Source organism: Acinetobacter genomosp. 15BJ, from assembly GCF_000400715.1.
Lineage (GTDB): Bacteria > Pseudomonadota > Gammaproteobacteria > Pseudomonadales > Moraxellaceae > Acinetobacter.
In genome coordinates this window covers 271,602-296,382 of record NZ_KE007346.1, presented here as the reverse complement: position 1 = coordinate 296,382, position 24,781 = coordinate 271,602, and the positions used below count along the sequence as shown (strand labels likewise).

At 40.1% G+C, this 24,781-nt stretch carries 22 protein-coding genes; 12 read left to right on the top strand and 10 right to left on the bottom strand.

Going from position 1 to position 24,781, the window contains the following annotated elements:
• Positions 1-44: 44 nt before the first annotated feature.
• Positions 45-1,106 (bottom strand): DGQHR domain-containing protein, encoded by a 1,062-nt coding sequence (locus F896_RS15245; protein ID WP_016162764.1) that lies wholly within the window; start codon positions 1,104-1,106, stop codon positions 45-47.
• Positions 1,103-1,732, bottom strand: coding sequence for a hypothetical protein (locus F896_RS15250; protein ID WP_016162763.1), 630 nt, complete (start codon positions 1,730-1,732; stop codon positions 1,103-1,105). Before F896_RS15250 ends, F896_RS15245 begins: the two co-directional genes overlap by 4 nt.
• A 430-nt stretch (positions 1,733-2,162) precedes the next feature.
• On the opposite strand from F896_RS15250, the gene F896_RS15255 reads away from it, so the two are divergent.
• On the top strand, positions 2,163-3,131 hold the full coding sequence (locus F896_RS15255) for an IS30 family transposase (protein WP_014538385.1): 969 nt from the start codon (positions 2,163-2,165) through the stop codon (positions 3,129-3,131).
• A gap of 37 nt (positions 3,132-3,168) precedes the next feature.
• On the opposite strand, the gene F896_RS15260 is transcribed toward F896_RS15255, so the two are convergent.
• The 3 genes from F896_RS15260 to F896_RS15270 form a co-directional block, all read right to left on the bottom strand.
• A complete protein-coding gene (locus F896_RS15260; RefSeq protein ID WP_016162762.1) occupies positions 3,169-4,188 on the bottom strand; it encodes a hypothetical protein in 1,020 nt (339 codons plus the stop codon).
• A 129-nt stretch (positions 4,189-4,317) separates the two neighbouring features.
• The gene (locus tag F896_RS15265; RefSeq protein WP_277606249.1) at positions 4,318-5,127 is read right to left on the bottom strand and encodes a 3-hydroxybutyrate dehydrogenase; all 810 of its coding nucleotides are present in this window, start codon (positions 5,125-5,127) and stop codon (positions 4,318-4,320) included.
• A 48-nt stretch (positions 5,128-5,175) separates the two neighbouring features.
• Positions 5,176-6,600 carry a GntP family permease gene (locus F896_RS15270; protein ID WP_016162760.1) on the bottom strand — a complete coding sequence of 475 codons (1,425 nt, stop codon included), beginning with the start codon at positions 6,598-6,600 and terminating at the stop codon, positions 5,176-5,178.
• A gap of 506 nt (positions 6,601-7,106) precedes the next feature.
• On the opposite strand from F896_RS15270, the gene F896_RS15275 reads away from it, so the two are divergent.
• The 11 genes from F896_RS15275 (at position 7,107) to F896_RS15325 (ending at position 18,055) form a co-directional block, all read left to right on the top strand.
• Positions 7,107-7,991, top strand: coding sequence for a LysR family transcriptional regulator (locus F896_RS15275; protein ID WP_016162759.1), 885 nt, complete (start codon positions 7,107-7,109; stop codon positions 7,989-7,991).
• Between the two features lie 179 nt (positions 7,992-8,170).
• Positions 8,171-8,875, top strand: coding sequence for a CoA transferase subunit A (locus F896_RS15280; protein WP_004652254.1), 705 nt, complete (start codon positions 8,171-8,173; stop codon positions 8,873-8,875).
• A 2-nt stretch (positions 8,876-8,877) separates the two neighbouring features.
• Positions 8,878-9,519, top strand: coding sequence for a CoA transferase subunit B (locus F896_RS15285; RefSeq protein ID WP_016162758.1), 642 nt, complete (start codon positions 8,878-8,880; stop codon positions 9,517-9,519).
• 132 nt (positions 9,520-9,651) lie between these two features.
• Positions 9,652-11,061 (top strand): short-chain fatty acid transporter, encoded by a 1,410-nt coding sequence (locus tag F896_RS15290; protein WP_016162757.1) that lies wholly within the window; start codon positions 9,652-9,654, stop codon positions 11,059-11,061.
• 354 nt (positions 11,062-11,415) lie between these two features.
• Positions 11,416-12,603 carry an ammonium transporter gene (locus tag F896_RS15295; protein WP_016162756.1) on the top strand — a complete coding sequence of 396 codons (1,188 nt, stop codon included), beginning with the start codon at positions 11,416-11,418 and terminating at the stop codon, positions 12,601-12,603.
• Between the two features lie 420 nt (positions 12,604-13,023).
• Positions 13,024-13,968: a transporter substrate-binding domain-containing protein gene (locus F896_RS15300; RefSeq protein WP_016162755.1), complete on the top strand. Its 945-nt coding sequence runs from the start codon at positions 13,024-13,026 to the stop codon at positions 13,966-13,968.
• A gap of 79 nt (positions 13,969-14,047) precedes the next feature.
• The gene (locus tag F896_RS15305) at positions 14,048-14,791 is read left to right on the top strand and encodes an amino acid ABC transporter permease (protein WP_016162754.1); all 744 of its coding nucleotides are present in this window, start codon (positions 14,048-14,050) and stop codon (positions 14,789-14,791) included.
• Position 14,792: 1 nt separating this feature from the next.
• Positions 14,793-15,476 carry an ABC transporter permease subunit gene (locus F896_RS15310; protein ID WP_016162753.1) on the top strand — a complete coding sequence of 228 codons (684 nt, stop codon included), beginning with the start codon at positions 14,793-14,795 and terminating at the stop codon, positions 15,474-15,476.
• A 14-nt stretch (positions 15,477-15,490) separates the two neighbouring features.
• Positions 15,491-16,216, top strand: a complete 726-nt coding sequence (locus tag F896_RS15315; protein WP_171069650.1) for an amino acid ABC transporter ATP-binding protein — start codon at positions 15,491-15,493, stop codon at positions 16,214-16,216.
• Between the two features lie 245 nt (positions 16,217-16,461).
• Positions 16,462-17,178, top strand: a complete 717-nt coding sequence (locus F896_RS15320) for a phosphatase PAP2 family protein (RefSeq protein WP_016162751.1) — start codon at positions 16,462-16,464, stop codon at positions 17,176-17,178.
• A 61-nt stretch (positions 17,179-17,239) separates the two neighbouring features.
• A complete protein-coding gene (locus F896_RS15325) occupies positions 17,240-18,055 on the top strand; it encodes a lipopolysaccharide kinase InaA family protein (protein WP_016162750.1) in 816 nt (271 codons plus the stop codon).
• 22 nt (positions 18,056-18,077) lie between these two features.
• Here F896_RS15325 and F896_RS15330 read toward each other — a convergent pair whose 3' ends face one another.
• The 5 genes from F896_RS15330 to F896_RS15350 form a co-directional block, all read right to left on the bottom strand.
• Positions 18,078-19,421 carry an ATP-binding protein gene (locus F896_RS15330; protein WP_016162749.1) on the bottom strand — a complete coding sequence of 448 codons (1,344 nt, stop codon included), beginning with the start codon at positions 19,419-19,421 and terminating at the stop codon, positions 18,078-18,080.
• A gap of 4 nt (positions 19,422-19,425) precedes the next feature.
• Positions 19,426-20,103 carry a DNA-binding response regulator PmrA gene (locus tag F896_RS15335; RefSeq protein WP_016162748.1) on the bottom strand — a complete coding sequence of 226 codons (678 nt, stop codon included), beginning with the start codon at positions 20,101-20,103 and terminating at the stop codon, positions 19,426-19,428.
• A 14-nt stretch (positions 20,104-20,117) separates the two neighbouring features.
• Positions 20,118-21,755: a phosphoethanolamine transferase gene (locus F896_RS15340; RefSeq protein WP_016162747.1), complete on the bottom strand. Its 1,638-nt coding sequence runs from the start codon at positions 21,753-21,755 to the stop codon at positions 20,118-20,120.
• Positions 21,756-22,057: 302 nt separating this feature from the next.
• Positions 22,058-23,164, bottom strand: coding sequence for a porin (locus tag F896_RS15345; RefSeq protein WP_016162746.1), 1,107 nt, complete (start codon positions 23,162-23,164; stop codon positions 22,058-22,060).
• A 347-nt stretch (positions 23,165-23,511) separates the two neighbouring features.
• Positions 23,512-24,759 carry an MFS transporter gene (locus F896_RS15350; RefSeq protein ID WP_016162745.1) on the bottom strand — a complete coding sequence of 416 codons (1,248 nt, stop codon included), beginning with the start codon at positions 24,757-24,759 and terminating at the stop codon, positions 23,512-23,514.
• Positions 24,760-24,781 lie beyond the last annotated feature (22 nt).

Genomic DNA, 24,781 nt, shown 5'->3' with positions numbered 1-24,781 from the left:
TGCATAAAGGGCTGATCATTCAGCCCTTTTTATTTGTATTAACTTTATAAAATAGCTTCTCTAATCAGATTAGCTAATTTTGTTCTAGACTGCTCATTTGAGCCAAAAAATTCAGAAGTCATCTGCACACCACCCGAATCTGGTGAATCTAAAAAATCTTTTAACTTTTGAAATTCTTCAATGAAGAAATCTTCCCTGAGATCTTTATGTTCAAATCCATACTTTAAATATAGAGGTAAATGCTTCAAAAGCGCCCCATAACCAATCGGTTTAGATAAAATATATTTTTCTGGATTATTCCATTGCTCATAAAAAACTTCACTAATAGCTCCAAAATAATTTAAAAGCACCTTCAGAATCAGCTCATCTTTTTCTTCAATGAAATACTTTCTAAACAATAGAGAGTCATCATATTTTAGAGGTTTATGGTTTTTAATATCGATTGAATCTTTGTCTGGATTTTTACTAATTAATGGAAGTAAATAATTAATAAAAGCAGCTTGAGATAGTGATGCTTTCTCTTGTCCAACCTCTTTTTTTCCGAGCATTTTTATTCGATTATAAAACGGAGAATCCACATTTCTGTTTAAAGTTTTCACAATATCATGGCATGTTTTATATGGACTACGATATGGATTTAATGCAAATAAGTCATATATTTTAGACATTGGAACTCGTGTTTGCTTACTATTAATAATAGAAAAAACATAACCCTTCTGATAGCTATCCAGATCAAACATAAAAACAACTGGTAAATCAAATTTAGAACTTAGACCAGACTTTTCAATACCTAATAACCGATGCTGTCCATCGATAATCTCACCAATTGACACATTGTCTTTAAACACTAAATATTCATCATCTATGGAGATAAAATTTTCTTGATATACCGAGATAATAACTGCTGTAGGAAAAGTTGCATCAGGATCTGTACAATAATTTGCTATCGCATTAATACGCTCAGGTACTGATTCCCTTTGCACATTATCTTGTTCAACTATTGTTCTAGCCAAAGTATCTGTAATACCAATTAAATCAGAGGCATTAATAACGGATAGATAAAATGTACCTATTGGCTGATTAACTACAAAATACTTGAGCTTCAAAATCTTTCTCCATCAGGGCCAACTTGAGCTTGCTCTGCACTTTCCATCATAATTTTGGCTTTATCATCAGACTTCTTATGGTAAAGATCATCTAACTCTTTATGAATACTGTTTTTAAAATCTAATCTCAGTAAACAAGCCGCATAGATAGAAACAAATATTGCTATAAAATACCCCAAGACTTGAAATATATATATTGGGATAAAAAGATTAACACTATCATCAGTATTTAATTGAATTAGCGCATGAACTAGAGCACAAATAGCAATTCCACTACCTAAAAATAGCATTGTAAAAAACTTTAATGATTTAAATCTAGATTTTTCATCATATAAAAAGCTGACAACTAGTGCACATAGGGAAGATGCCATTAGCGAAATAGAAAATATATAAAAATTTCCATTTATAAAATCTGACTTAAGAGCTAATAAAAAATTAATTACCAAACCATCAATCAGACTCTTACTTTTAAAAAATATCTGTAAAAAGTAATTTAAAAAAATACCTATCTGTCCCAAAAAAATTACACATATGACCCAAATAAATGACTCTCTTTTATAATTTCTGATTACTTGAAAAGGTACTTTTATATGCTTTGGTGTTAACTCATTCAAATAACCAAACATGTAGATAACTTCTCTTCCGCTCACATATATGAAATATGTGATAGTTAAAAAATAATATAAATAAATTTTATTCATAATAAAAATGATTGTTCATATTATACACGATAATTTTTCAACCAATTGCATGGCGCAGATAGTTTTCAATAAAAAATCCTCGTCAAATATTTTAAGGCTATTAAATTAAGTCGCACAAAAAGATTATTGATTAAGTTTTATATATCTGTGGCATTGCTCCACATGGTCTTGGCGAATTATACTAGTTTTGGATCTAATTTCATTTTTTATTTTTCATTTTAATTACCCTTCCCCTACGAAACAGGGCAGAGTAAAACTTGAAGTGCGACATAAACCACCTAATTAATTTAAAGGGTTTATGGAGTATATAAAATTGTCATACCATCATCTTAACTTTGAAGATCGTACTGCATTAATGCTTGAGTCAAGAAAAGAAGGCTTTTCAGCCAGAAAATTTGCTGAACTCATTAAAAGACATCCTAGTACGATCTATCGTGAGCTTAAAAGAAATAGCATCAATGACGTTTATCAAGCTCGATATGCTTCTGATAACACCTTCGCTAGACGTAGACGTGGTCACAGAAAACTCAAAATCGATTCAATCCTCTGGAAATTTATTGTTGAAGCGATCCGTTGTTTATGGTCTCCTCAGCAAATAGCAAAGCGTTTAAAGACATTTCCTGATTTGGATCAAACAATGAATGTAAGCCATACAACGATTTATTCAACGATACGAGCATTACCAAAGGGTGAGTTGAAAAAAGACTTATTATCCTGTCTGCGTCATGAAAATAAAAAGCGAAAAGCTAACGGTGAACCTAAAAAAGATTCTATATTACAGGATATTAAAACTATTCATGAGCGCCCAGCCGAAGTTCAAGAAAGAAAAATACCGGGTCATTGGGAAGCTGATTTAATTAAAGGTAAAGACAATAAAAGTTCGATAGCAACACTTATTGAACGAAATACACGGCTCTGTATCTTGGCAACATTACCTGATGCAAAGGCAGAATCAGTGCGCAAGGCTTTAACTGAAGCTCTGAAATATTTACCTGCAGAACTGCGTAAAACGTTGACCTATGACCGTGGACGCGAGATGGCAGAACATAAAATACTTGAAGAAGATTTAGGCATAGATGTATATTTCTGTGACCCACATTCACCCTGGCAAAAAGGCACATGCGAAAATATGAATGGTTTAATTAGGCAATATTTACCTAAAGGGATTGATTTAAATCAGGCAGATCAGCATTATTTAAATCAAGTTGCCATGTCACTGAATACTCGTCCTAGAAAAGCGTTAGATTGGCTTACACCATTAGAGAAATTTGCTCAGCTTGTTGATTATCATAAGACTTTTCAAACTGTCGCACCTCATGTTTGAATTCGCCCAGTGTTTCTCATGCCGAAGGGAGAGGTAGCTATAAAACCCCATACCCCAACAACATCTCTACCCCACTCACCTTCTTCATATGCTTTAAACGCTCTTTTTCCCACTTCAACTGCTGCTTTAACTCAGCACAATCGGCATCTATGGCTTTATACACATCACTAATATGCAGATGCTCAACTTTTACTTTCTTCGCCAACTGAAAAGAATCTAAAATCTCCTCAATTTGACTGTCAAGCTGCTGACTCTGTGCATCTAAAGCCAGTTTATAAAACTTGACTTGCTCAGCCGATAACTCTTTAGCGCCTACACCTTTATTCTGTTCCAACTGTAATTGAAGCTTGAGCAAATAAAATAAATCCTGCTGTTCATAGGCCTGACTCGCCTGCTGAAACAACTCGGTTTTTTCTTCTTTCTTGGTCTCGTCTTGCTCACGGTCAGGATGAATCATGGCAGCAATTTTTAAATAGACCGTTTTCAGCGACTGCGCTGCCATCTGCTCTGCTTGTTCACGTTTCTGTTGCTGTCGAAGTTGCTTGGCTTTTTCCCGTGCCTCTTGTTGCTCGGCAGCATACTGCTCAAAATCATCTTCTTCTGATGCCGTACTGTGCTCAGGACTTTCCTCATGCTCAAACTTGGCTGACTGTACTTTTTTATTCTTTTTAAGCGATTGCTGTGCATGTTGCTGATAAAAGGTATCGATCTGCTTGACCAACATTAACTGTTCATCCTTCAACATCTTGGAACGCTTTAACAACTGGGCAAGCTGGGCAATTTTTTCATCCAGTTGCTGCATATCCACTTTAGAAAACTCATGTTGTTGTAACAGTGTCCAAAGTTGATCTAACTGCTGAAACAAGATTTCATGCAACTCACTATACACAGGCATCAGTTTTTGCCGTGTGTGCTGTTGAATCTCGGCTTGCGCATTCTGCCATGTGGCAAGGCTGATTTTTTGCTGTTCTATTTGATCAATCAGGCGATTCAGCTTTTTCTGCTGTGAGGAAGGTTCAGCCCTTTGCTTTAAACTGACTTTGAGATCAAAGGACATAACACATCCGCCTAAAAATAAAAAAGTGTAGCAATAATCAGACGGCGAAAGTAGCGGCACTCGAATAGAATCAGCTCCATAAAAAATAAAGCCACTCTAATGAGCGGCTTTTTCAATCACATAAATGGATTATTGTGCGGTATAACCACCATCCATCACCACCGCCTGTCCTGTAATCCCTGCGCCTTTACTACTGGCTAAGAAAATCGCATAGTCGGCAATTTCTTCAACACTGAGTAAACGCTTCTGTGGCACCATGGCTAAAATCACATCTTCCAAAGCGCTTTCCAGACTCACATTACGGGTTTTGGCCAAGTCGGCAATTTGCCCACGCACCAATGGCGTATCCACATAACCCGGACATAATGCATTCACGGTAATGCCATCACGCGCACATTCCAAAGCCGCCACTTTGGTCAAGCCGATCACGCCATGCTTGGCACTGTTATACCCCGCCTTCCCTGCAAAACCAATCAGACCATTGATCGAAGACATATTGATAATACGACCATATTGTTGCGCTTTCATAATTGGAAATGCATGTTTAATCCCGATAAATGAACCAGTCAGCATCACCTGAACCAGTTTCTGATAAATATCTGTTGAGAAGTCTTCAATCGCTGCAACATGCTGAAAACCCGCATTATTGATCAGGATATCCAGACGCCCAAAAGTTTGTGTAGTCAAATCAATTGCCGCTTTATAAGCTTGTTCATCAGTTACGTCACAAGGCGCTGACAGGGCTTCAAAACCCTGCTGTTTTAACTGCTCCACGGCTAGCTGGCATTTCTCTGCATTGACATCAGAAATCACCACTTTGGCACCTTCCTGTGCAAATTTTTTCGCAATTTCCAAACCAATACCGCTCGCAGAACCAGTAATAAAGGCCACTTTGGCTTCGAGTTGTTGAATCACTCTGCTACTCCTGTTCTTGATCATTTTGATTGCTCACCTGTCAAAACAGGCAAGCTGAATTTAAAATTTGCTTTACACAATACCAAACCATGTAAATGCAGCAATCACCACAAATACCGCCAAGGTTTTAATAATCGTCACTGCGAAAATATCTTTATAGGATTGTTTATGGGTTAAACCTGTCACGGCAAGTAAGGTAATCACTGCGCCATTATGCGGCAGCGTGTCCATACCGCCCGATGCCATCGCCACCACACGATGCATCACTTCAGGGGGGATACCCGCTGCTAAAATCGCTGCATTGTAGGTTTCGGCCATCGCACTCAAAGCAATACTCATCCCACCCGATGCGGAACCTGTAATCCCTGCTAGCACCGTCGTGGTCACTGCACCATTGACCAAAGGATTGGTAAAGGTCGTCCCCAGTGCATGGCTAATCAAAGCAAAGCCCGGTAATGCCGCAATAATCGCTCCAAAACCATACTCCGATGCAGTATTCATCACCGCCAATAATGAACCACTGATACTGGCATTGACGCCTTCTTTAAAGTTGGTCACCACGCGCTGATAATCAAATAAAATTGCCGCAATAATCCCGACAATCAAGGCCAAACCGACTGCCCAAATCGCCCCAGTTTTTGCCACATCAACAGTGTAATTGGCTAGACCAATTGCATTAAAATCAAAGCCATTTGGGTACCATTCTTTGATTGCCGTAGACAGATAACGGTTCATCACTGCAACTAGAATCAACGGCACAAAAGCCATACATTGACGTAGCACTGAACTATTGTTTTGGGTTGATGACTCAATATCGACTGCCGTTTGCGAGACTGCATCTTCAGCAGCAAAACCTGCATAGCCTTCACCTGCACGAGCCGCAGCTTTACGACATGATTCCAAATACAGTAGACCCATGCTCAAGACGAAGATCGCCCCAATGACACCCAAAAACGGCGCTGCATAAATATTGGTGCCAAAGAATGTGGTTGGAATCACGTTTTGAATTTGTGGTGTGCCCGGCAAGGCATCCATGGTGAATGTAAACGCACCTAGGGCAATAGTGCCGGGAATCAAACGTTTTGGAATATTGGCTTGTTGGAACAACTGATTGGCAAATGGATAAATCGCAAACACCGCCACAAATAGACTAACACCGCTATAGGTCAGAATGGCACCGAGCAACACCACGGTTAAAATGGCTTTTTTTGCGCCAATTAAATTAACAATGGTACGGGCAATCGACTCGGCAATGCCCGACATTTCTACCACTTTGCCAAAGATCGCACCAAGCAAGAACACCAAGAAATAGTCTTTAATGAAATTGACCATCTTCGGCATGAAAACGCCCGAATAAAATGGCAGCACATTGGCGGGGTTAATCAGAAAAACCGCCAGCAATGCACATAACGGCGCCATGAGAATCACTGAAAAACCGCGATAGGCCGTGTACATCAGCAAGCCTAAAGACAGCAGAATGACAAATAAGTCCCACATATTCTTTTACTCCATTCCAAAGAATATATGTCAGGGTCAACCAAATTATTTTTTTTATACTGTGTGGTGGTTATCCTAACCATAAATAAAAATCAAAATACTGCCGATTACAGTACATAATCTAAAACAATGACGCATGCTAAAACGTATTTTAAAATAGCATTAAATTCACAAAAAACAAGATGATTAAAACAAAATAAATAATTTTAATTATCATTAAAAATCAATATGTTATAATAATAAACACCAAGAAATTTAATTGATTAATAAAATAAATTAACTATTGAAAAATACTCATCAATCCCATTAAGTTATATTTAGCTTATTCTTTTTAAAATCCATTTTTCGATATTGAGATAAAATAAATCAATAATCGCATGTGGGATTTTTAAAAATAAACGGCTTACCTCTCGCCACCGAATTAACAAAAATGCCAGTCACAATGTGCTGTTTTTTTTATAAATTACAGCATATAAATCAAAAACTTTCCGCATAGGTCGTCCACCATGACTTTAAAGCAACTCAAAGCATTTCTGGCTTTGACCCGTACCCTGAATTATGCAAATGCCTCTGCTGAATTGCATCTCAGTCAATCTGCTTTAAGTCTAAGTATCAAATCACTGGAAGAAGAACTAGGTGGTAAGCTGTTTAAACGCAATACCCGTCGGGTTGAACTAACACAAGAAGGAAAATCATTGATTCCCTATGCCAAGAAATTACTGGCCAATTGGGAAGATATGGAAAAGGACGTCAAACAACGTTTTAAACTCAATCGCGGCACCCTGAATATTGCCTCGATGCCCTTTGTCACACATGCAATTTTGCCGCAAGTGATTCATAGCTTTTTAGCCAAGCATCCCAATATCAGCTTTTCTATTCATGACATTCCCAATGAAAAAGTACTGGAGAATGTTCAGGATGGCATTTTTGAAATTGGTATCTGCTTTGAACCACCGCGCAATGATCAACTGGAATTTAGACCTTTATTTGAGGAAGATTTTCTTGCGCTCTTACCAAAAACGCATCCTTCGGCAAGTGCGGATTCGATCAGTTGGAAACAGCTCTGCGCCAATCCCTTTGTGACCTTGCAACATCCCTCGATCGTTCGACACCTGATTGAAGAAAACTGTCTTAAAAACCATCTGACTTTAGATTTAAAAGTTGAATGCCATCAGATCAGTTCCCTCTCCAGCTTTGTGGCATTGGATATGGGGGTCAGTGCCATCCCCCGTCATTTTCAAAACTTTATCGACAAGGAACACAACGTTTTGATTGAAATTGAGGATGGTAAACTGCCGCAAGCGATTGGCATTGTCTATAAAAAAGACTTTGAGCTTTCCAATATTTCAGCCGAGTTTATCGAGATCTTGCTACAACATGATTTTGGCTAACTCTTATTGAGTGCTACAGCAAGACAGACTCGCCCCGTCATCCTGCCCTTTTGAGTGAAATAGATGAAATTTATTGTATTAATGAGTTTCCCTCATTAATCCTTTAAAAATTTAAACTTCTGTAAATAATCCCTGAGTGCTAAAACTATTAGAAACCAAGGAATTTACAGGTGAAAAAAATGAATAAAGTCTATTCAACCGCAGCACTGGCACTGCAAGATGTGGTGCAAGATCAACAAACATTTGCGGTTGGCGGTTTTGGCCTATGTGGTATTCCTGAGGCATTGATCCAAGCACTGAAAGAAACAGGGGTAACAGGCCTAACTTGTATTTCAAATAATGCAGGTATCGATGATTTTGGCTTAGGTGTCTTGCTTAAAACCCGACAAATTAAAAAAATGATCTCGTCTTATGTGGGTGAAAATAAAGAATTTGAACGCCAATACCTGAATGGCGAACTCGAGGTTGAGCTCACGCCTCAAGGCACATTGGCAGAAAAACTACGCGCGGGCGGTGCAGGTATTCCTGCTTTTTATACCGCAACAGGTGCAGGCACCTTGGTGGCTGAAGGTAAGGAACAACGCGAATTTAATGGTCGTACCTATATCCTTGAACCATCACTGACCGCAGATGTGGCCTTGGTCAAAGCTTATAAAGCGGATAAAGCCGGCAATCTGGTATTCCGTAAAACCGCTCAAAATTTCAATCCTGAATGTGCAATGGCTGGGAAAATTACCATTGCTGAAGTCGAGCAGATTGTTGAAATTGGCGAACTTGATCCAGATGAAATCCATTTGGCTGGCATTTATGTTAATCGTGTTGTGTTGAATGCCACGCCAGAAAAACGGATCGAACAAAAAACCCTCAAAGCACAGGACGCATAATCATGGCATGGACACGTGAACAAATGGCACAACGTGCCGCGCAAGAATTACAAGATGGTTTCTACGTCAATCTCGGTATTGGTCTTCCAACACTGGTTGCCAACTACATCCCTGAGGATATGGATGTGTGGTTGCAATCGGAAAATGGTCTGCTCGGCATTGGCGAATTTCCTACAGAACAGCAACTCGACCCTGATTTAATCAACGCAGGGAAACAAACCGTCACTGCTCGTGCAGGTGCGGCATTTTTCTCAAGCAGCGAATCCTTTGCCATGATCCGTGGTGGCCACGTCAATATCGCCATTCTGGGTGCTATGGAAGTCTCTGAACAGGGTGACCTCGCAAACTGGATGATTCCGGGCAAAAAAGTCAAAGGCATGGGCGGCGCGATGGATTTGGTTGCAGGCGTTCAACGTGTGGTGGTGCTGATGGAACACAATGCCAAAGACGGTACCGCTAAAATCGTTAAACAGTGTAGCTTACCGCTCACAGGTCAAAAAGTCGTACATCGTATCATTACCGACTTGGGTGTTTTAGATGTTGTCGCAGAAGGCATCAAACTGGTGGAGTTAGCACCGGATGTCACTGAACAACAAATTCAAGATGCCACAGGTATTGAGCTTTTGATTGAAGCCAAAGCTTAATTCTACACACGCTTTTATTTTTCTCATTGAAGTGATGCTGTAATGGCATCACTTTTCGCTGTTTTCATAACAGCAAAAATTCATTTAGGACAAATGAATCAGATACAACAAAATTAAAAATGGATGCTCAAGATGAATAAACAACCTGCCTTGTTAGAACGGTTTGCCCTGCATATTAGTAACTGGTCGGAAAAATGGTTTCCTGACTCCTATATTTTTGCCCTGCTCGGTGTGATTATCGTTTCCTTTGCTGCCATCGGCATTGGTGCATCGGTACAAGATGTTGCCAGCTCATTTGGTAACGGTTTCTGGAGTCTAATCCCCTTCACCTTACAAATGACCATGCTGATTATTGTTGGCTATGTGGTTTCTGTTTCTGCACCTGTGAAAAAACTGATTCAAAAGATGGCACGTATCCCTCATTCGGGACGCAGTGCCATCGTCTTGGTAGCCACAGTTAGTTTATTGATTTCTTTGGTCAATTGGGCAGTCAGTACCATTTTGACCGCGTTATTGGTGATTGCGCTAGCCAAACGTAAAGAGCTACAGATGGACTATCGTGCTGCCGCCGCTGCTGCCATTATTGGCATGGGGGCGACGTGGGCACTCGGCATCAGTTCTTCTGCAGCACAATTACAGGCCAATAAAGCCAGTCTACCTGAGTCAATCTATAATTTAACTGGTGTGATTCCATTTACAGAAACCATCTTCCTGTGGCAATCCATGTTAATGACTTTGATTTTGGTGATTGTCTCGATTGCAATTGCCTATTGGTCTGCACCGAAAGGCGATAATGTCAAAACCATGCAGGATTTTGAACTCAACTTTGAAGAAGAGGAAAAAGCTGAGGTCAAATCGACCCGAGCGGGAGATTGGTTGGAGAACTCACCGCTTTTGACCATTATTGTGGTGGCATTAGGCTTGATCTGGATGTTTATCGAATTTTCTAAAACCAATCCAATCATTGCCATTTCCAGTCTCAATACCTATAACTTTGTATTCTTGATGCTGGGTCTTGCGCTACATCGCACCCCGCGTAATTTTCTCAATGCAGTGAGTCAGGCGGTGCCTGCTGTCTCGGGTATTCTGATTCAGTTCCCACTCTACGGCAGTATTGCCTTTATTATGACCCAAGCGCTAAATAGTCAGGATTTTTCACTGTCGCATTATATTGCTGAATTCTTTGTCTCGATTGCATCCAAAGAAACCTTTGCGATTGTGATGGGCATCTACTCTGCGGTACTGGGTTTCTTTGTCCCCTCTGGCGGAGGCAAATGGATTATTGAAGCGCCTTATGTGATGCAGGCAGCCAATGATTTACAAGTGCATTTAGGTTGGTCAGTGCAGATTTATAATGCGGCTGAAGCTTTACCAAATCTGATCAACCCCTTCTTTATGCTGCCAATGTTGGGGATTTTAAAACTCAAAGCCAAAGACGTGATTGGTTTTACCGTCACTCAATTGGTGTTCCATCTGCCTTTAGTACTGTTCTTATTGTGGATTTTAGGACGCACCCTCAGCTATAGCCCACCTGTGATGTAAAACCAACAACAATCACGCAACGCTACTTTTTGTATCCAGCAATACGGATATGAAAAGTGGCGTGAGCTATTCTTGAACACAGTAAAGAACCCTCTACCGATTTTCATTTAAATCACCCACAGCCTTTCATTCAGAAGTGCCCAGAACTGTGCTATTTTTAGGTAAATTGCACCACTTTTCATCAAAATTACAATTTAATTTCTAAATTGGTGCGTTTTTTGCTTTATAAATTCCATCAAATTGAGTTGTTTCAATACAGCTTGAGTATTTAGATTTACTAAATCCATTTTGGTGCATAAAACGAATCAAATATTTGCACCAAAATAAAATTTAGCACTTTTTTTGAGCACCACTATGCAAAACGTAGATCTATTTTTCTTACTGCTCGGGGCAGTACTGGTATTAGCAATGCACGCTGGCTTTGCATTCTTGGAATTGGGCACAGTACGCCATAAGAACCAAGTCAATGCACTGAGTAAAATCCTCACCGATTTTGCCATTTCAGCGATTGCCTATTTCTTTGTAGGCTATTGGATTGCATATGGTCAAAACTTTTTCCATGCTGGCAGCACCTTAGCAGCCGATCATGGCTATAACCTGATGCGCTGTTTCTTCTTGCTGACCTTTGCTGCTGCAATTCCTGCGATTATTTCGGGCGGGATTGCTGAACGTGCCAAGATGCGTGCTCAAGCCATTGCCACACTGATCTTGGTTGCACTGATCTATCCTTTCTTCGAAGGCATGATCTGGAATGGTAACTATGGTCTGCAAAAGTGGTTAGAGAACTCTTTTGGTGCAAGTTTTCATGACTTTGCCGGTTCAGTTGTGGTGCATGCCATGGGCGGCTGGATTGCTCTCGCCGCAGTGATTTTACTCGGTGCCCGTCATGGTCGTTATAAAAATGATGGTCGTGTCAGTGCCCATCCACCGTCATCTATTCCATTCCTTGCTTTAGGTTCATGGATTCTGATCGTGGGCTGGTTTGGCTTTAACGTGATGAGCGCACAACGGGTTGAAGCGATTTCAGGTCTAGTGGCAATTAACTCATTGATGGCAATGGTTGGTGGTACTTTGGCAGCCAACTTTATGGGTCGTAATGACCCAGGATTCTTACATAATGGCCCATTGGCTGGTTTAGTCGCAATCTGTGCGGGTTCCGATATTGTGCACCCAATTGGTGCACTATTAATTGGCGGTACAGCAGGTGCACTGTTTGTTTACCTATTCACCTACACCCAAAACAAACTTAAAATTGATGATGTGCTTGGGGTATGGCCTTTACATGGTGTTTGCGGTGCATTGGGTGGAATTGCAGCAGGCATCTTTGGTCAACAAGCTTTAGGTGGCTTAGGTGGTGTCTCCATCATCTCACAAATCATTGGTACAGGCCTTGGCATTATCATTGCCTTGGTTGGCGGTTTTATTGTTTATGGTCTGTTAAAAGCCACTATGGGTATTCGCCTGTCACAAGAAGATGAATATCGTGGTGCGGACCTTTCGATTCACAAAATTTCAGCCAATTCTGAAGAATCTATGTTCTAATTTTTCAAACTTTTTTAAGCGACGGAAACGTCGCTTTTTTTATTTCAATGACACAGATATTAGCTTTTATTTTTCTCTTCTCATCGATGCTATCGATAAATAGCGGTTTTAATACTGAAATAAAACACCTGTATAACCGATTCTGCCCTAAAGAGTGCCAAGCGATCATGGCACATATCATGCTTTATATTTCTTGCAATTTTTACTGTAATTTACAGCTTTTAAATTACGCCACTCATCCACTATTACGATTAACAAAACCGTAAAGAATATCGCTTGAGCATGTGTATTGAACTCTATTAAGATGAAAAATAATGTTTTTTAATACATCAAAAAGAACACATTATTTTTCATAAAAATGAACGGTTAAACCGCAACAATGACGCATGCGATCATAACGATACAAAAGGAGTTTTGTACATGATTTATAAACGCACCATGACCTCTCTGCTTTGTGCAGGCACATTGGTATTCGGACTCAGTGCTTGTAGTGACAACAAAGCGCCGGCTGCTGGCGACAAAGCGACTGAAGCTGGTGCCTCCACTTCGGGAACATTAAACAAAATCAAAAGCTCTGGCACGATTGTGTTGGGTTATCGAGATTCATCAATTCCCTTTTCTTATATTGCATCTACCCCAAACCAACCTGTCGGTTATGCGCATGATCTGCAACTTAAAGTTGTTGAGGCCGTGAAGCAGAAACTGAATATGCCTGACCTAAAAATTCGCTATAACCTAGTCACCAGTCAGAACCGTATTCCACTGGTCTCGAATGGCACCGTCGATCTGGAATGTGGCTCAACCACCAACAATAAAGAACGACAGCAGCAAGTCGATTTCTCTGTCGGTTTCTTTGAAGTGGGTTCTCGGCTGCTGACTGCTAAAAATTCGGGCATTAAAGACTTCGCCGATTTAAAAGGCAAAAAGCTGGTCACTACAGCCGGAACCACCTCTGAACGCTATATTCGTCAACACCAGCAAGAACTTGGCATTGGCGAAATTATTTCCGCCAAAGACCATGCTGAATCATTCTTAATGCTGCAAAATGGCCGTGCTGTCGCTTTTATGATGGATGATATTCTGCTTGCAGGTGAAAAATCCAAAGCCAAAGACCCGAATCAATGGGATATCGTCGGCACAGCACCAATCCATGAAATTTATGGTTGTATGCTGCGTAAAGGTGATACAGGCTTTAAACAAGTGGTTGACGATGCGATTAAAGCAACCTATGCCTCTGGTGAAATCAACAAGATGTATGAAAAATGGTTCCAGCAACCGATTCCACCGAAAAATATTAATTTGAATTTTGCCATGTCGGATCAGCTCAAAGCCTTAATCAGCAATCCACATGATCGCGATCAGTAATTCGCTCCCCTTATAGCAAGCATAGTATTGTGGGATCGGGAAACAGTGGATGTTATCCCGATTCTACTCAGGAGTTGTTATGAATTATAGCTGGAACTGGGGAGTTTTGTGGCAATCAACAGGTATCGGAGATACCACCTACCTGAACTGGATCGTCACAGGTCTGGGTTGGCTGGTTGTGATTGCTGTGATCGCATGGAGTATTGCCCTGCTGCTGGGCAGTATCCTCGGAATTATGCGCACACTCCCCAATAAAACCGCCAGAGCCATTGGTACCGCTTACGTCACCCTGTTCAGAAATGTACCGTTACTGGTTCAATTATTTATCTGGTTTTATGTGGTTCCCAACTTTCTGCCAGCACCGATTAAAAGCTGGTGGATGAATGATCTAGGGGCCAATACCACCGCCCTGATTTCGGCCAGTATTGGACTCGGACTGTTCACTGCTGCTCGGGTGTGTGAGCAGGTTCGAACAGGGATTGAAGCCCTACCTAAGGGACAAATTAATGCAGGTTATGCCATGGGCTTTTCCACGGCGCAACTGTATCGCTATGTCATTCTGCCGCAGTCATTTCGCACTATTTTACCGCCACTAAGTTCAGAGTTGACCAACTGTGTCAAAAACACCTCAGTCGCCTCTCTGGTCGGTGTTGCAGAAATTATTTCGCAGATGAAAACCATCAGTGAATACACCCAGAATACCATCGAAATTTACACCTATGTCACGCTCATTTTTATTCTGATTAACATCTGTCTTATTTTTAGCATGAACCTGTTGGAAAAACGTCTGCGTATTCCTGGTTTAATATCAGGAGGAAAATAGTATGGAATGGCTAACGTCTTTTCTCAGTGACTTACAGCAGTCTGGACCTGCACTCTGGTATGGATTCAGCATTACCTTAAAAGTCGTGGTAATTGCAACCATTGGCGGTATTGCGATTGGTACCCTAGTGGCCCTGATGCGCCTGTCATCAATCAAAATTTTAAATTGGATCGCTCAGGCCTATGTCGATCTGTTTCGCTCCATTCCCCTGCTGCTGGTATTGATGTGGTTCTATTTTGCTGTGCCATTTTTTTATACCGCAATCACAGGACAATATCTGACCATTGATACCGCTTTGGTTTCAAGTATTGTGGCCTTCATGCTGTTTGAAGCAGCCTATTTTTCTGAAATTGTCCGTGCAGGGATTCAGTCCATTCCCAAAGGGCAAGCTGCTGCTGCTTCTGCATTGGGCATGAGCTATGGTCAATCCATGCGACTGATTATTTTGCCGCAGGCATTCAGAAAAATGACTCCGTTACTGCTTCAGCAGACGATTATCCTATTTCAAGACTCAACCATGGTTTATGCTATTGGTTTGCTTGACTTTTTTAGAACAAATTATGTTCGTGGCGATTTAATGTCTCTACTCACCCAATATATTTTATTTGCAGGGCTGGTGTATTTTACCATCAGTACTTTAGCGACATTCGCAGTGAAACGTTTACAAAGGAGGTTAAGTGTATGAGCGACAATAAAGTAATGATTGACCTCCAAAATGTCAGTAAATGGTACGATCAATTTCAGGTACTGACCGACTGCAGTACTCAAATTTGTCAAGGCGAAGTGGTGGTGGTATGTGGTCCATCAGGTTCAGGAAAATCAACCCTAATTAAAACCGTAAATGGGCTAGAACCATTTCAACAAGGTAAGATCTTTGTCGATGATGTGCCAGTTCACGAACCCAAAACCGATATGACTAAACTACGCAGCCGTGTCGGTATGGTGTTCCAGCACTTTGAATTGTTTCCTCATCTCAGCATTACCGAAAACCTCACGATTGCACAAATCAAAGTGCTTGGACGTTCAGAAGCGGAAGCCAATAAAAAAGGACTAGCCTATCTGGATCGGGTTGGGCTCAGTGCCCATGCCAATAAATATCCCGCCCAGCTTTCAGGGGGACAACAACAGCGAGTTGCAATTGCGCGTGCCCTCAGTATGGACCCGATTGCGATGCTATTTGATGAGCCAACTTCTGCGCTTGACCCTGAAATGATCAATGAGGTCCTCGATGTGATGGTGGGATTGGCTAAAGAAGGCATGACCATGATGTGTGTGACCCATGAAATGGGCTTCGCTCGTCAGGTAGCCAATCGGATTATTTTTATGGATCAAGGAAAAATTGTAGAAGACTGTTCTAAAGATGAATTCTTTGGTACACCGCGCGGAGAACGTGCACAGCAATTCCTGAATAAAATCCTGCACTAATCAGTTCTGGTTTACAGCAGAAATAAAGCAGCCAAATGGCTGCTTTATGCTGAAATGGAACAACCAAAAATCATAAAATATACTTAAATAAAAAATAAAATAAATAATTTCAAATGCTTGAAAAAATAAGTTTGCGCTTATTTTTAACTACTCTCCACTAACACTTTTTTATGATGATTTAAGAGCCAATTAAGCTTATTCACATTAAATAACACAATTGTCATCTGATTTTAATAATACGTTCCATGATTTTGAAAACACCTTTCTTCGTATTGATGAGCTTTCTATTATTGGTCAGCTTTTTCATCTTGTTGTTCGTGTTTCCAGTCGGTGGAACCATTGACTTGCAACTGATTCAACCTTGGGTCAGTCAACATGGTGGCTTTCCTTATAAAAATGATTGGTTTCTCGATAAACTTAACCATACTTACGTTAAACAACTGTTAACACTTGTTTATGTGATTTTTTTCTTTTTATGGTGTGCCTCTTTTAAAGTTGAAAAGCTAAAATCGCAACGTTGGCAATATGGTTATATGTTTTGGGTCAGCATGCTCTGTACTGGTATCGTTGGTCTACTCAAAGCTCACTCTTATCATGCCTGTCCATGGTATATGACCCATGAAACCCCAACAGGCTTTATCTGGGATTTCTCTGCAACCGCTGGACACTGCTTTCCGGGCGGACATGCCAGTACTGGTTTCGCATTGGTCACAGGCTACTTTGTCTATCGTTTGCATCAAACACAACGTGCTTGGTTTTATCTAGTTGCAGCGATGATCATTGGCTTTGCGATGGGTTGGGCACAGATGATGCGCGGCGCTCATTTTCTGAGTCATAACTTGTGGACTGCATGGGTTTGTGTTGCTGTGAACCTTGTGTTGTATGCACTCACTTATAAGCGCCACCAAGCCATTACAAATCGTAATTCTATACCTTTATCGACAATTGATGTGGTAAAGTGAACGCCCGTACTCAAAGAACGAGTACGTTTGACGCTCACACTAGGATTATTTTTGCTGCCGTATGTCTGACTATCAAACTTTTTTGGAATCCACTTTAGCAACGCAATCCGACTCTATTCAGTCTTATGAACTAGATTCACGTAAAGTATGGCTTAAAAAAGCATCTGAACGTCATGGTTTGTGGTTATATACGCCTCTAAAATGGCTAGCAAAAATATTTAATCTCGGTTCAATTACCCCAGTTCCAAATCAAGGTGGATCAGCTGCGATTCAATGTGAATTCAAACGTATTCAGCAGCTCAAAGCATTAGGGATTTCAACACCGAATGTATTGGCGCTCTCAAAAAAAGGCATTTTGCTCGAAGATGTCGGCTCACAACGTCAAAGCCATGTCAGCCAACTAGACCAGAAAATTGCAAGCCTTAAAGATCATCCAGAACAACAATTCGGCTTATTTCATCAAGCCATTCAGGCCATTCGCAAGTTGCATGCGAATGATGGTTATTTAAGTGAAGCCTTTGCGCGGAACATTCTTGTCGATGAACAAAATCAGTTTACTTTTATTGATTTTGAAACGGATCCGCGAGATGTGCTCAGCCTGCATGATTGTTTTGTTCGTGACTGGTTACTGTTTATCTTCTCGACAGCCTATCATTTTGAATTTGAACGACTTGAGCCAGCCAGCCAACTGCTTTATCAAGCTCTACTGGATGAACCTCAAGTCTATAAAGATATTTGTAAAGTTGGTAAACGTTTAAACTGGGTATTACGCTTGAATGTCAGCAAAGTCGGCAATGATGGTAAACGCATCCAGAAATGTGTGTTATTCCTGCGCGACCTGAAACAGCACTCAGAAATCCATACTGAACCCCATTAATTTGAAAATCTTTCATCTATGTTCAATGCTGTTCATGATGCGCAAGTTTCTTTGGTAATCTGACCAATACGCTCAAACCACCTAATTCAATACTCCGAGATAAAGTCAAAACCCCACCTAAACGTTGGGTGGCTTTATCCACAATTGAAAGTCCAAGTCCACTGCCCACTTCTAAGTGATGATGTACGCGATAAAAACGCTTCAGGACTTTGTCGTATTGTTCAGGATCAATCCCATTACCACTGTCTTCGATTTGAATATAGGCAAAATCATCCGCATCGCTATACACTGAAATATTAATAATGCCCTGATTTGGCGTGTATTTAATTGCATTATCAATCAAGTTGAAAATAATTGAATGTACCGTTGATTCAAGACTCTGCATTTCAATCGGATCATTACGCTCAAAACCTAAATCAATCTCCTTTTGCATAGCTAAATTCACCAATTGCTCAACACAATTAAGCGCAACATCGTTCAATCTGAAATTAGTATTAGGTTCAATCAGACTCAGTGCAACATCCTGTTTAGCCAATGCCAAAAGCTGGGTGACTAAATGTTGAATACGGGCTAAGCCTTTACTCAGATTTTGCAAAGCCTCATGTTCTGGAAACTGACTGATCAAGATTCGCGTTTGTAAATTTAGCGCAGTCACAGGTGTTCTAAGTTCATGTGCAGCATCGGCAATAAATTGTTTTTGTTCAGTCTGTGCATGCTGAATCCGTTCGAATAAACGATTCATTTCTTCAATGGTGGGCAACAGTTCTTGTGGATAGTCTTTCACATCTATAGGCGATAATCCATCCGAATCACGCTGGGTCAGTTCTGTTTTAAAGTCATCTAAAGGTTTTAAGCTCAGACTGATAATAAACGCCAAAACCAGAATCGCAATCGGCAATAACAGCAGATAAGGGACAAACATACTCCCAGCCAACTCCCACGCAAACGCATGGCGAACCTCTTCTTGCTGACTAACTTGAATCTGATAGTCTTTTAATGGAATCACATAAACACGCCACTTTCCTTGCGGTGTGTTTTGGGTATAAAAACCTGCTTGTTTCACAGGTGGAACCAAAAGATGGGTCTGATGCCACAAATGGCTTTGATCTTTATAAGCCCAAATATCAATCAGCAAATCTTCTTCGTGATACGCTCGATGTAATTCCACTCGACTTGCCATTGGCGTTACAGGATGAGAGCTTGAACGTTCCGCCATATACTGCATTTGGGTATCTAAAATTTCATCGACTTCATGTAATGAAATTTTATATGCGGCTAAAATCAAGAAACAACCCAGCACAATACTGAAAATAGAGGTTCCCCAAATCAGTCTTTTCTTGAGTGAATAATGCTGAGTTTTTTTCATAAGTTTAAGCTTGCCCCAAACGATAACCTAGACCACGAATGGTTCGAATAAAGTCTTTTCCAAGTTTGGCTCGCAAATGATGCACATAGACTTCAATGGTATTACTGGTCACTTCACTGTCAAAATCATAAAGTTTGTCTTCCAAATTAGCTTTCGAGAAAATTTTGTTTGGATGAGAAACCATCGGGATCAGAATGGCCCATTCCCGATTAGAAAGTTCAATCTGTTGTCCTTTAAATGTCGCCAAGTGCTGTTCAACATCGAGAGTCAACTCACCACTTTTTAACAATTGTGACTGACTTTTCAACTGTGCTGTTTCTACACTGCCACGGCGTAATAAAGCATTGATCCTCGCAAGTAGTTCATCAAACTCATACGGTTTAATCAGATAATCATCTGCCCCTTGGTTGAGACCATCCACACGATTTTGTAGCTGATCTCGTGCAGAAATGATCAACACAGGTATCGAACTACGTTGACGAATCTGTCTAAGGATTTGCATCCCATCCATTAAAGGTAGGCCTAAATCCAACAAGATTAAATCAAACGGCTGTTTGGTTAACAAAGCTAGCCCATCAACCCCGTTGTTAACCCACTCCACCTCAAACTGATGATATCGCAATAAAGTCAATGTTGACTCCGCAATCATAAAATCATCTTCTATCATCAAGATCTTAGTCATGATTTCACTTCACCTTATGGGTTAGGACATGTCTGCAACATGTCATTTTTAGCATTAATTACCTTGGTTTTGATATCAAGCAAACTCAGCATGGTTGGGAACAAGTTATCTTGGCTCAGCTTATTTTTACTTTGTTGTGCCAAACATTTTATTTGCTTCGCGGCTTGTTGCTGCCATGTCTGAGAGAACCACATCACCATGGGTACATGGGTTTGTTGCGTGGGTGCAATCGCATAAGGCGCACCATGCAAATACATCCCACTCTCACCTGTTGATTCACCATGATCAGACAAATACCACAAACCAGTTTGATATTTCGTTGTATTTTTTAATGTTTCAATCAATGAATCTAAAACATAATCGGTATAAAGCAAAGTATTATCATAGCTATTCACGAGTGCTTCTTGAGTACAGCCCTGAATCGCATTGGTATCACAAGTTGGTTTAAATACACGGTATTCAGCAGGTACCCGCTTATAATAGGCTGGTCCATGACTGCCCATTTGATGCAATACAACTAGATGTGGACGAGTATCATCTTTCGGAATCGTTTCGATATAAGCTTTGAGGCTGTCAATCAAAATATCATCCAGACACTCACCATCCTTACACCATTTCTGTTGAATTGGTTCAGGAATTTTAAATTGCTCAACACGGTCACAAGTCCCTTTACAACCTGAATTATTATCAATCCAAGTCACTTGATAACCCGCTCGCTTTGCAATATCTAGTAGGCCTTCTCGATGACTCGCGAGACGTTCATCGTAATCTTCTCTTGGCATACCAGAAAACATACATGGGACTGAAACTGCCGTTGCTGTACCACACGAACTCACCTGAGAGAAATTTAAAATATCTTGTTTGGATAACTTAGGATTGGTGTCCTTTGCATAACCATTCAAAGAAAAATTTTCTGCACGCGCTGTTTCACCAACCACTAACACCATCAACTTTGGTACACCTGTTGATAATTGAGTTGCTTGAGCATCTTCTCCATAAGTCACCAGAGGAAGATTTTCCTTAGGTGCTTTCTTTTTATAATACGATACAAATGAAGCAATCATATTTTGAGGAGAAATCATGCCCTTTAAATCGCGGTTTTCACGAAAGATTGCAGCAAAATCGACATAAAAGACAAATAGCAAACCACCAACCATAGCTAAAGAAACAAGTGAAGCCAGCACTTTTTTCCAAATTTGTCGAATAACAGGTTCAGGTTTTAATTTAATCAGCAAAATTACAATAATCGGCACAATCACCATACCAATGATCCAAACCAGCAAATGCCAAGACCATGTATCTTTTGCTTCAGCGATATCCGTTTGCATCAGGTTTTGAATTTGGTCTGAGGTGATCCAGACCCCTAGAGTATTGACCGCATAAGAAGCAAAACCACCAATAAAGACTAAGGCGATTGCAATTGGTTTTGCTGTCCATTTCCAGTTCAAAACTTGAAAAAGAAAAGTATAGAATGCAGTTACCACACCGACTGATGCTAAAACAAATAGTCCTGCTTTAAAACCTGTATAAGGGGTCAGTGTCTGCATCTTTTCATAGAATGCAAAATTGAGAAAAACCCCTAACCAAACTGCGAGTAACACATTGAAGGTGAGTAATGAAATGGTCTTGGTTTTGAGTCTTTTTAGCAACATAAGCATCACAATCTAAAAATAAATTTCTTAGCTTTTTTTAAGATAAGAATAAAAACTTAAAAATGACTTAAACAAAACAATAGCAACCCAACAAAATGACAGGTTAAAAATTGAGTTAATTAAGAATTGAATTAATTAATGTATGAATAACGTCCTATTTTTATAGATCCTTGTTGAAGCAACCCTCCATCCTTGTAGCCTAGCGTTTTATGAAAATAAATGATTCTATTTAAAGAAAAAACAATATAAACAAAAATGCCCTTTAAGCAAACTTAAAGGGCATTTTTTTAAATAAAAGCAGATTAGAATTTGAACTCTAAACCTAAGCCTGCCACAGGTTGTTTATCCTTTTTACTTGCTTGCTCAAGCGTTAGATAACCTGCATAACCATAAGTCTTAACTTGTTTGTTAAATGCATAATCTGCCCCAGCGATAATTTGTTTTGCTTTAAAGTCAGCAGTATTAGTTTTAAAACTTGTATCATTCTGGCTATATTGACCTTTCACCGTCCAGTTCTTCGCTTGAGGGATATTATATTCTGCACCCAACAACCAACCTTGTGTATCATCAATATTTTCTGAACCAACCGCATTACCTGCCGCCGCTTCTACTTCAGAAGTCTGATAAAGTGCTTTTAATGCCAAACCTTCAAGTGGTGTGACTTTACCAATCGCACGTACCGTATTTGCCGCAGCAAAAAGACTACCACCCGAAATTGCAGGTTCAGCAGCATTCAAGAAACCACGACCAAGGAAGGTACTTGGAATCGCTTTGTCATAACCAATACCAGCAGTTACCAGTGGATTTTCATAAGTTACTGAAGCTGACCATGCATCACCTAAACCACGACCCGCGGTTTTAACAACGCCTTTATCTGATTTAATACCACTTGACTCGCCAGTTGCGAGTAAGGCATTCAACTTAAAGGCACCATCAAGTAATTTCACCGCTGGAGATTCATACACAATAACATTGGATACACGGTTTTCACCTGTGAAAATGCCTGCGATATCCGCTTTGTTAGCAATATAGTTATTGAATGTATCTACGGTACTTGATAATTGCTTTAATGGCGTATCATGCGCACCAATTTTCACTGTCCCTAATTGCGTATCTTTTAAGCCGACAAAACGATTACGCTTATTCCAGTCATCACCATCACCATCTGCATTAAATGCCCATTCAATTGCATAGACAGCGCTTAAACGCTCAGTCAGTTTTTCATCACCTTTAATCCCAAGGAATGAATTGTTTGAGCTAATTTCCCAAACATCTTTATTTGATTTAGTTGCATTTTTTTCTGGTAAATAATCAACACTGGCATCAATCTCGCCATAAAGTGTTGGTGCAGCAAAAGTGGTTGTTGCAAGTAAACTAAGCACTGCTGCTGTTACAATTTTGATTTTCATTGTTTACATCCTGGTTAAATTTGTAACAAATCCTACACATTAACTCTATATGACAAAACGATTAAAATCTTATTAATTTATTCCTATTTCGACTAAAGTTTAATTTTTATACACATACTTATTGTTTTTACTGAAGCCTTGGACGCTTTTATTTATGATTAAATTAATTTAAATATCAATTAACTATCGTAATATTTCTTTATTTTTATTCACAAACTTCTCTATATTCAGAAAATGATAAAATCCGATGAAAATCATTCCATTCCTATATAAGCTGAGTCATGTACCCAGATTATTTGTTTCAACATGCATCGTTTAAACACAAAAATTGTAATAAAAAGTGACCCTTATCTTGCTTTATTTTTCCAATAAAAGATCGGACTCAAACACAGGATTGAAATGACGCAGATCACCAGTAAATAATCCGCATAGCCCAGCCAGTCGCCCACCACACCACTGAATAAATACAATAAACCACTCACCGTTGCCATGATCGATACCTGAAAGGTAAAGTCCGTTCCTGCAAATTGTTTACGGCTATATTGCATGACCAGTGTCAGCATCACCACCAGCAGCATTGCAGAACAGGCATCTTCAACAGCATTTACTACATACAACCAAAGTGGAGCAATTTGATAATGAGATTCATAGGCATAGCCTAAAACGGCATAAGCACCCAAACTTATAATTTTCAGAAACGAGAATACGATTAAACAATATGTTCTCGAGAAGTATTTTAATAATAGTCCAGCGACAGCCGCCCCCAATAATGCAGCAACCGCTCCAAACATGGTAATAAATACCCCAATCTGGGTAAAGTTCAATCCCATATCCACCATTAAAGGTTTTAATAAAGGTCCAGCTAAACCATCCGCCACTTTAAAACTGATCAATACCAACAGCCATGCTTTTAATTCTGAAGAAGACTGGAAATAATCTAAATAGCTTGTGACCGCCTGCATAAAGGATTGTGAGGTTGCATTCTTCAGTACAGTTTTACTTGCATGTTGTGGTTCACGATAAAACAAAACAGGCAGCGTATTGATCAATACCAAACCTGCCAAAGCCAGAAATGTGCTTTGCCAATCTAGCCAATCCAAACACCAAAGTACAGCTCCGCCACCGACAATAAAACCCAAGCGTGATCCGATCACTTGGAAGGTATTGCCCCAATGCTGCTGATCACTTTTGAGTAAATTGACTGCCAAACCATCTGTAGCAATATCTTGGGTTGCACCAGTTAAATTCATCAGCAAGAGTAAGCTAAAGAAAATCAGTAGATAATTGGGTTGATCCAAGGCATGAATAGGAAAAAAAGATAAAACGATCAGAATAACAACGCTGCAAAGTTGCGTCGGAATGATCCAGCTACGGTAGTGCCCGAATCTAGATAAGGCAAACCGATCCACATAAGCTGCCCAAAAAATCTTAATCGACCAAGGCAACATCAATAAGCCGAAACCACCAATATGCGCCAACGACACTCCCTGTGCCCTTAAAATCACAGGCAATGCATGCGTCATAAAGCCTACAGGCAAGCCTTGTGCCCAATACAAAGAAAACAATAAAATGTAAATCTGTCGAAGATTAGGCATTCCGCGTTTTCCATGGCAGCAC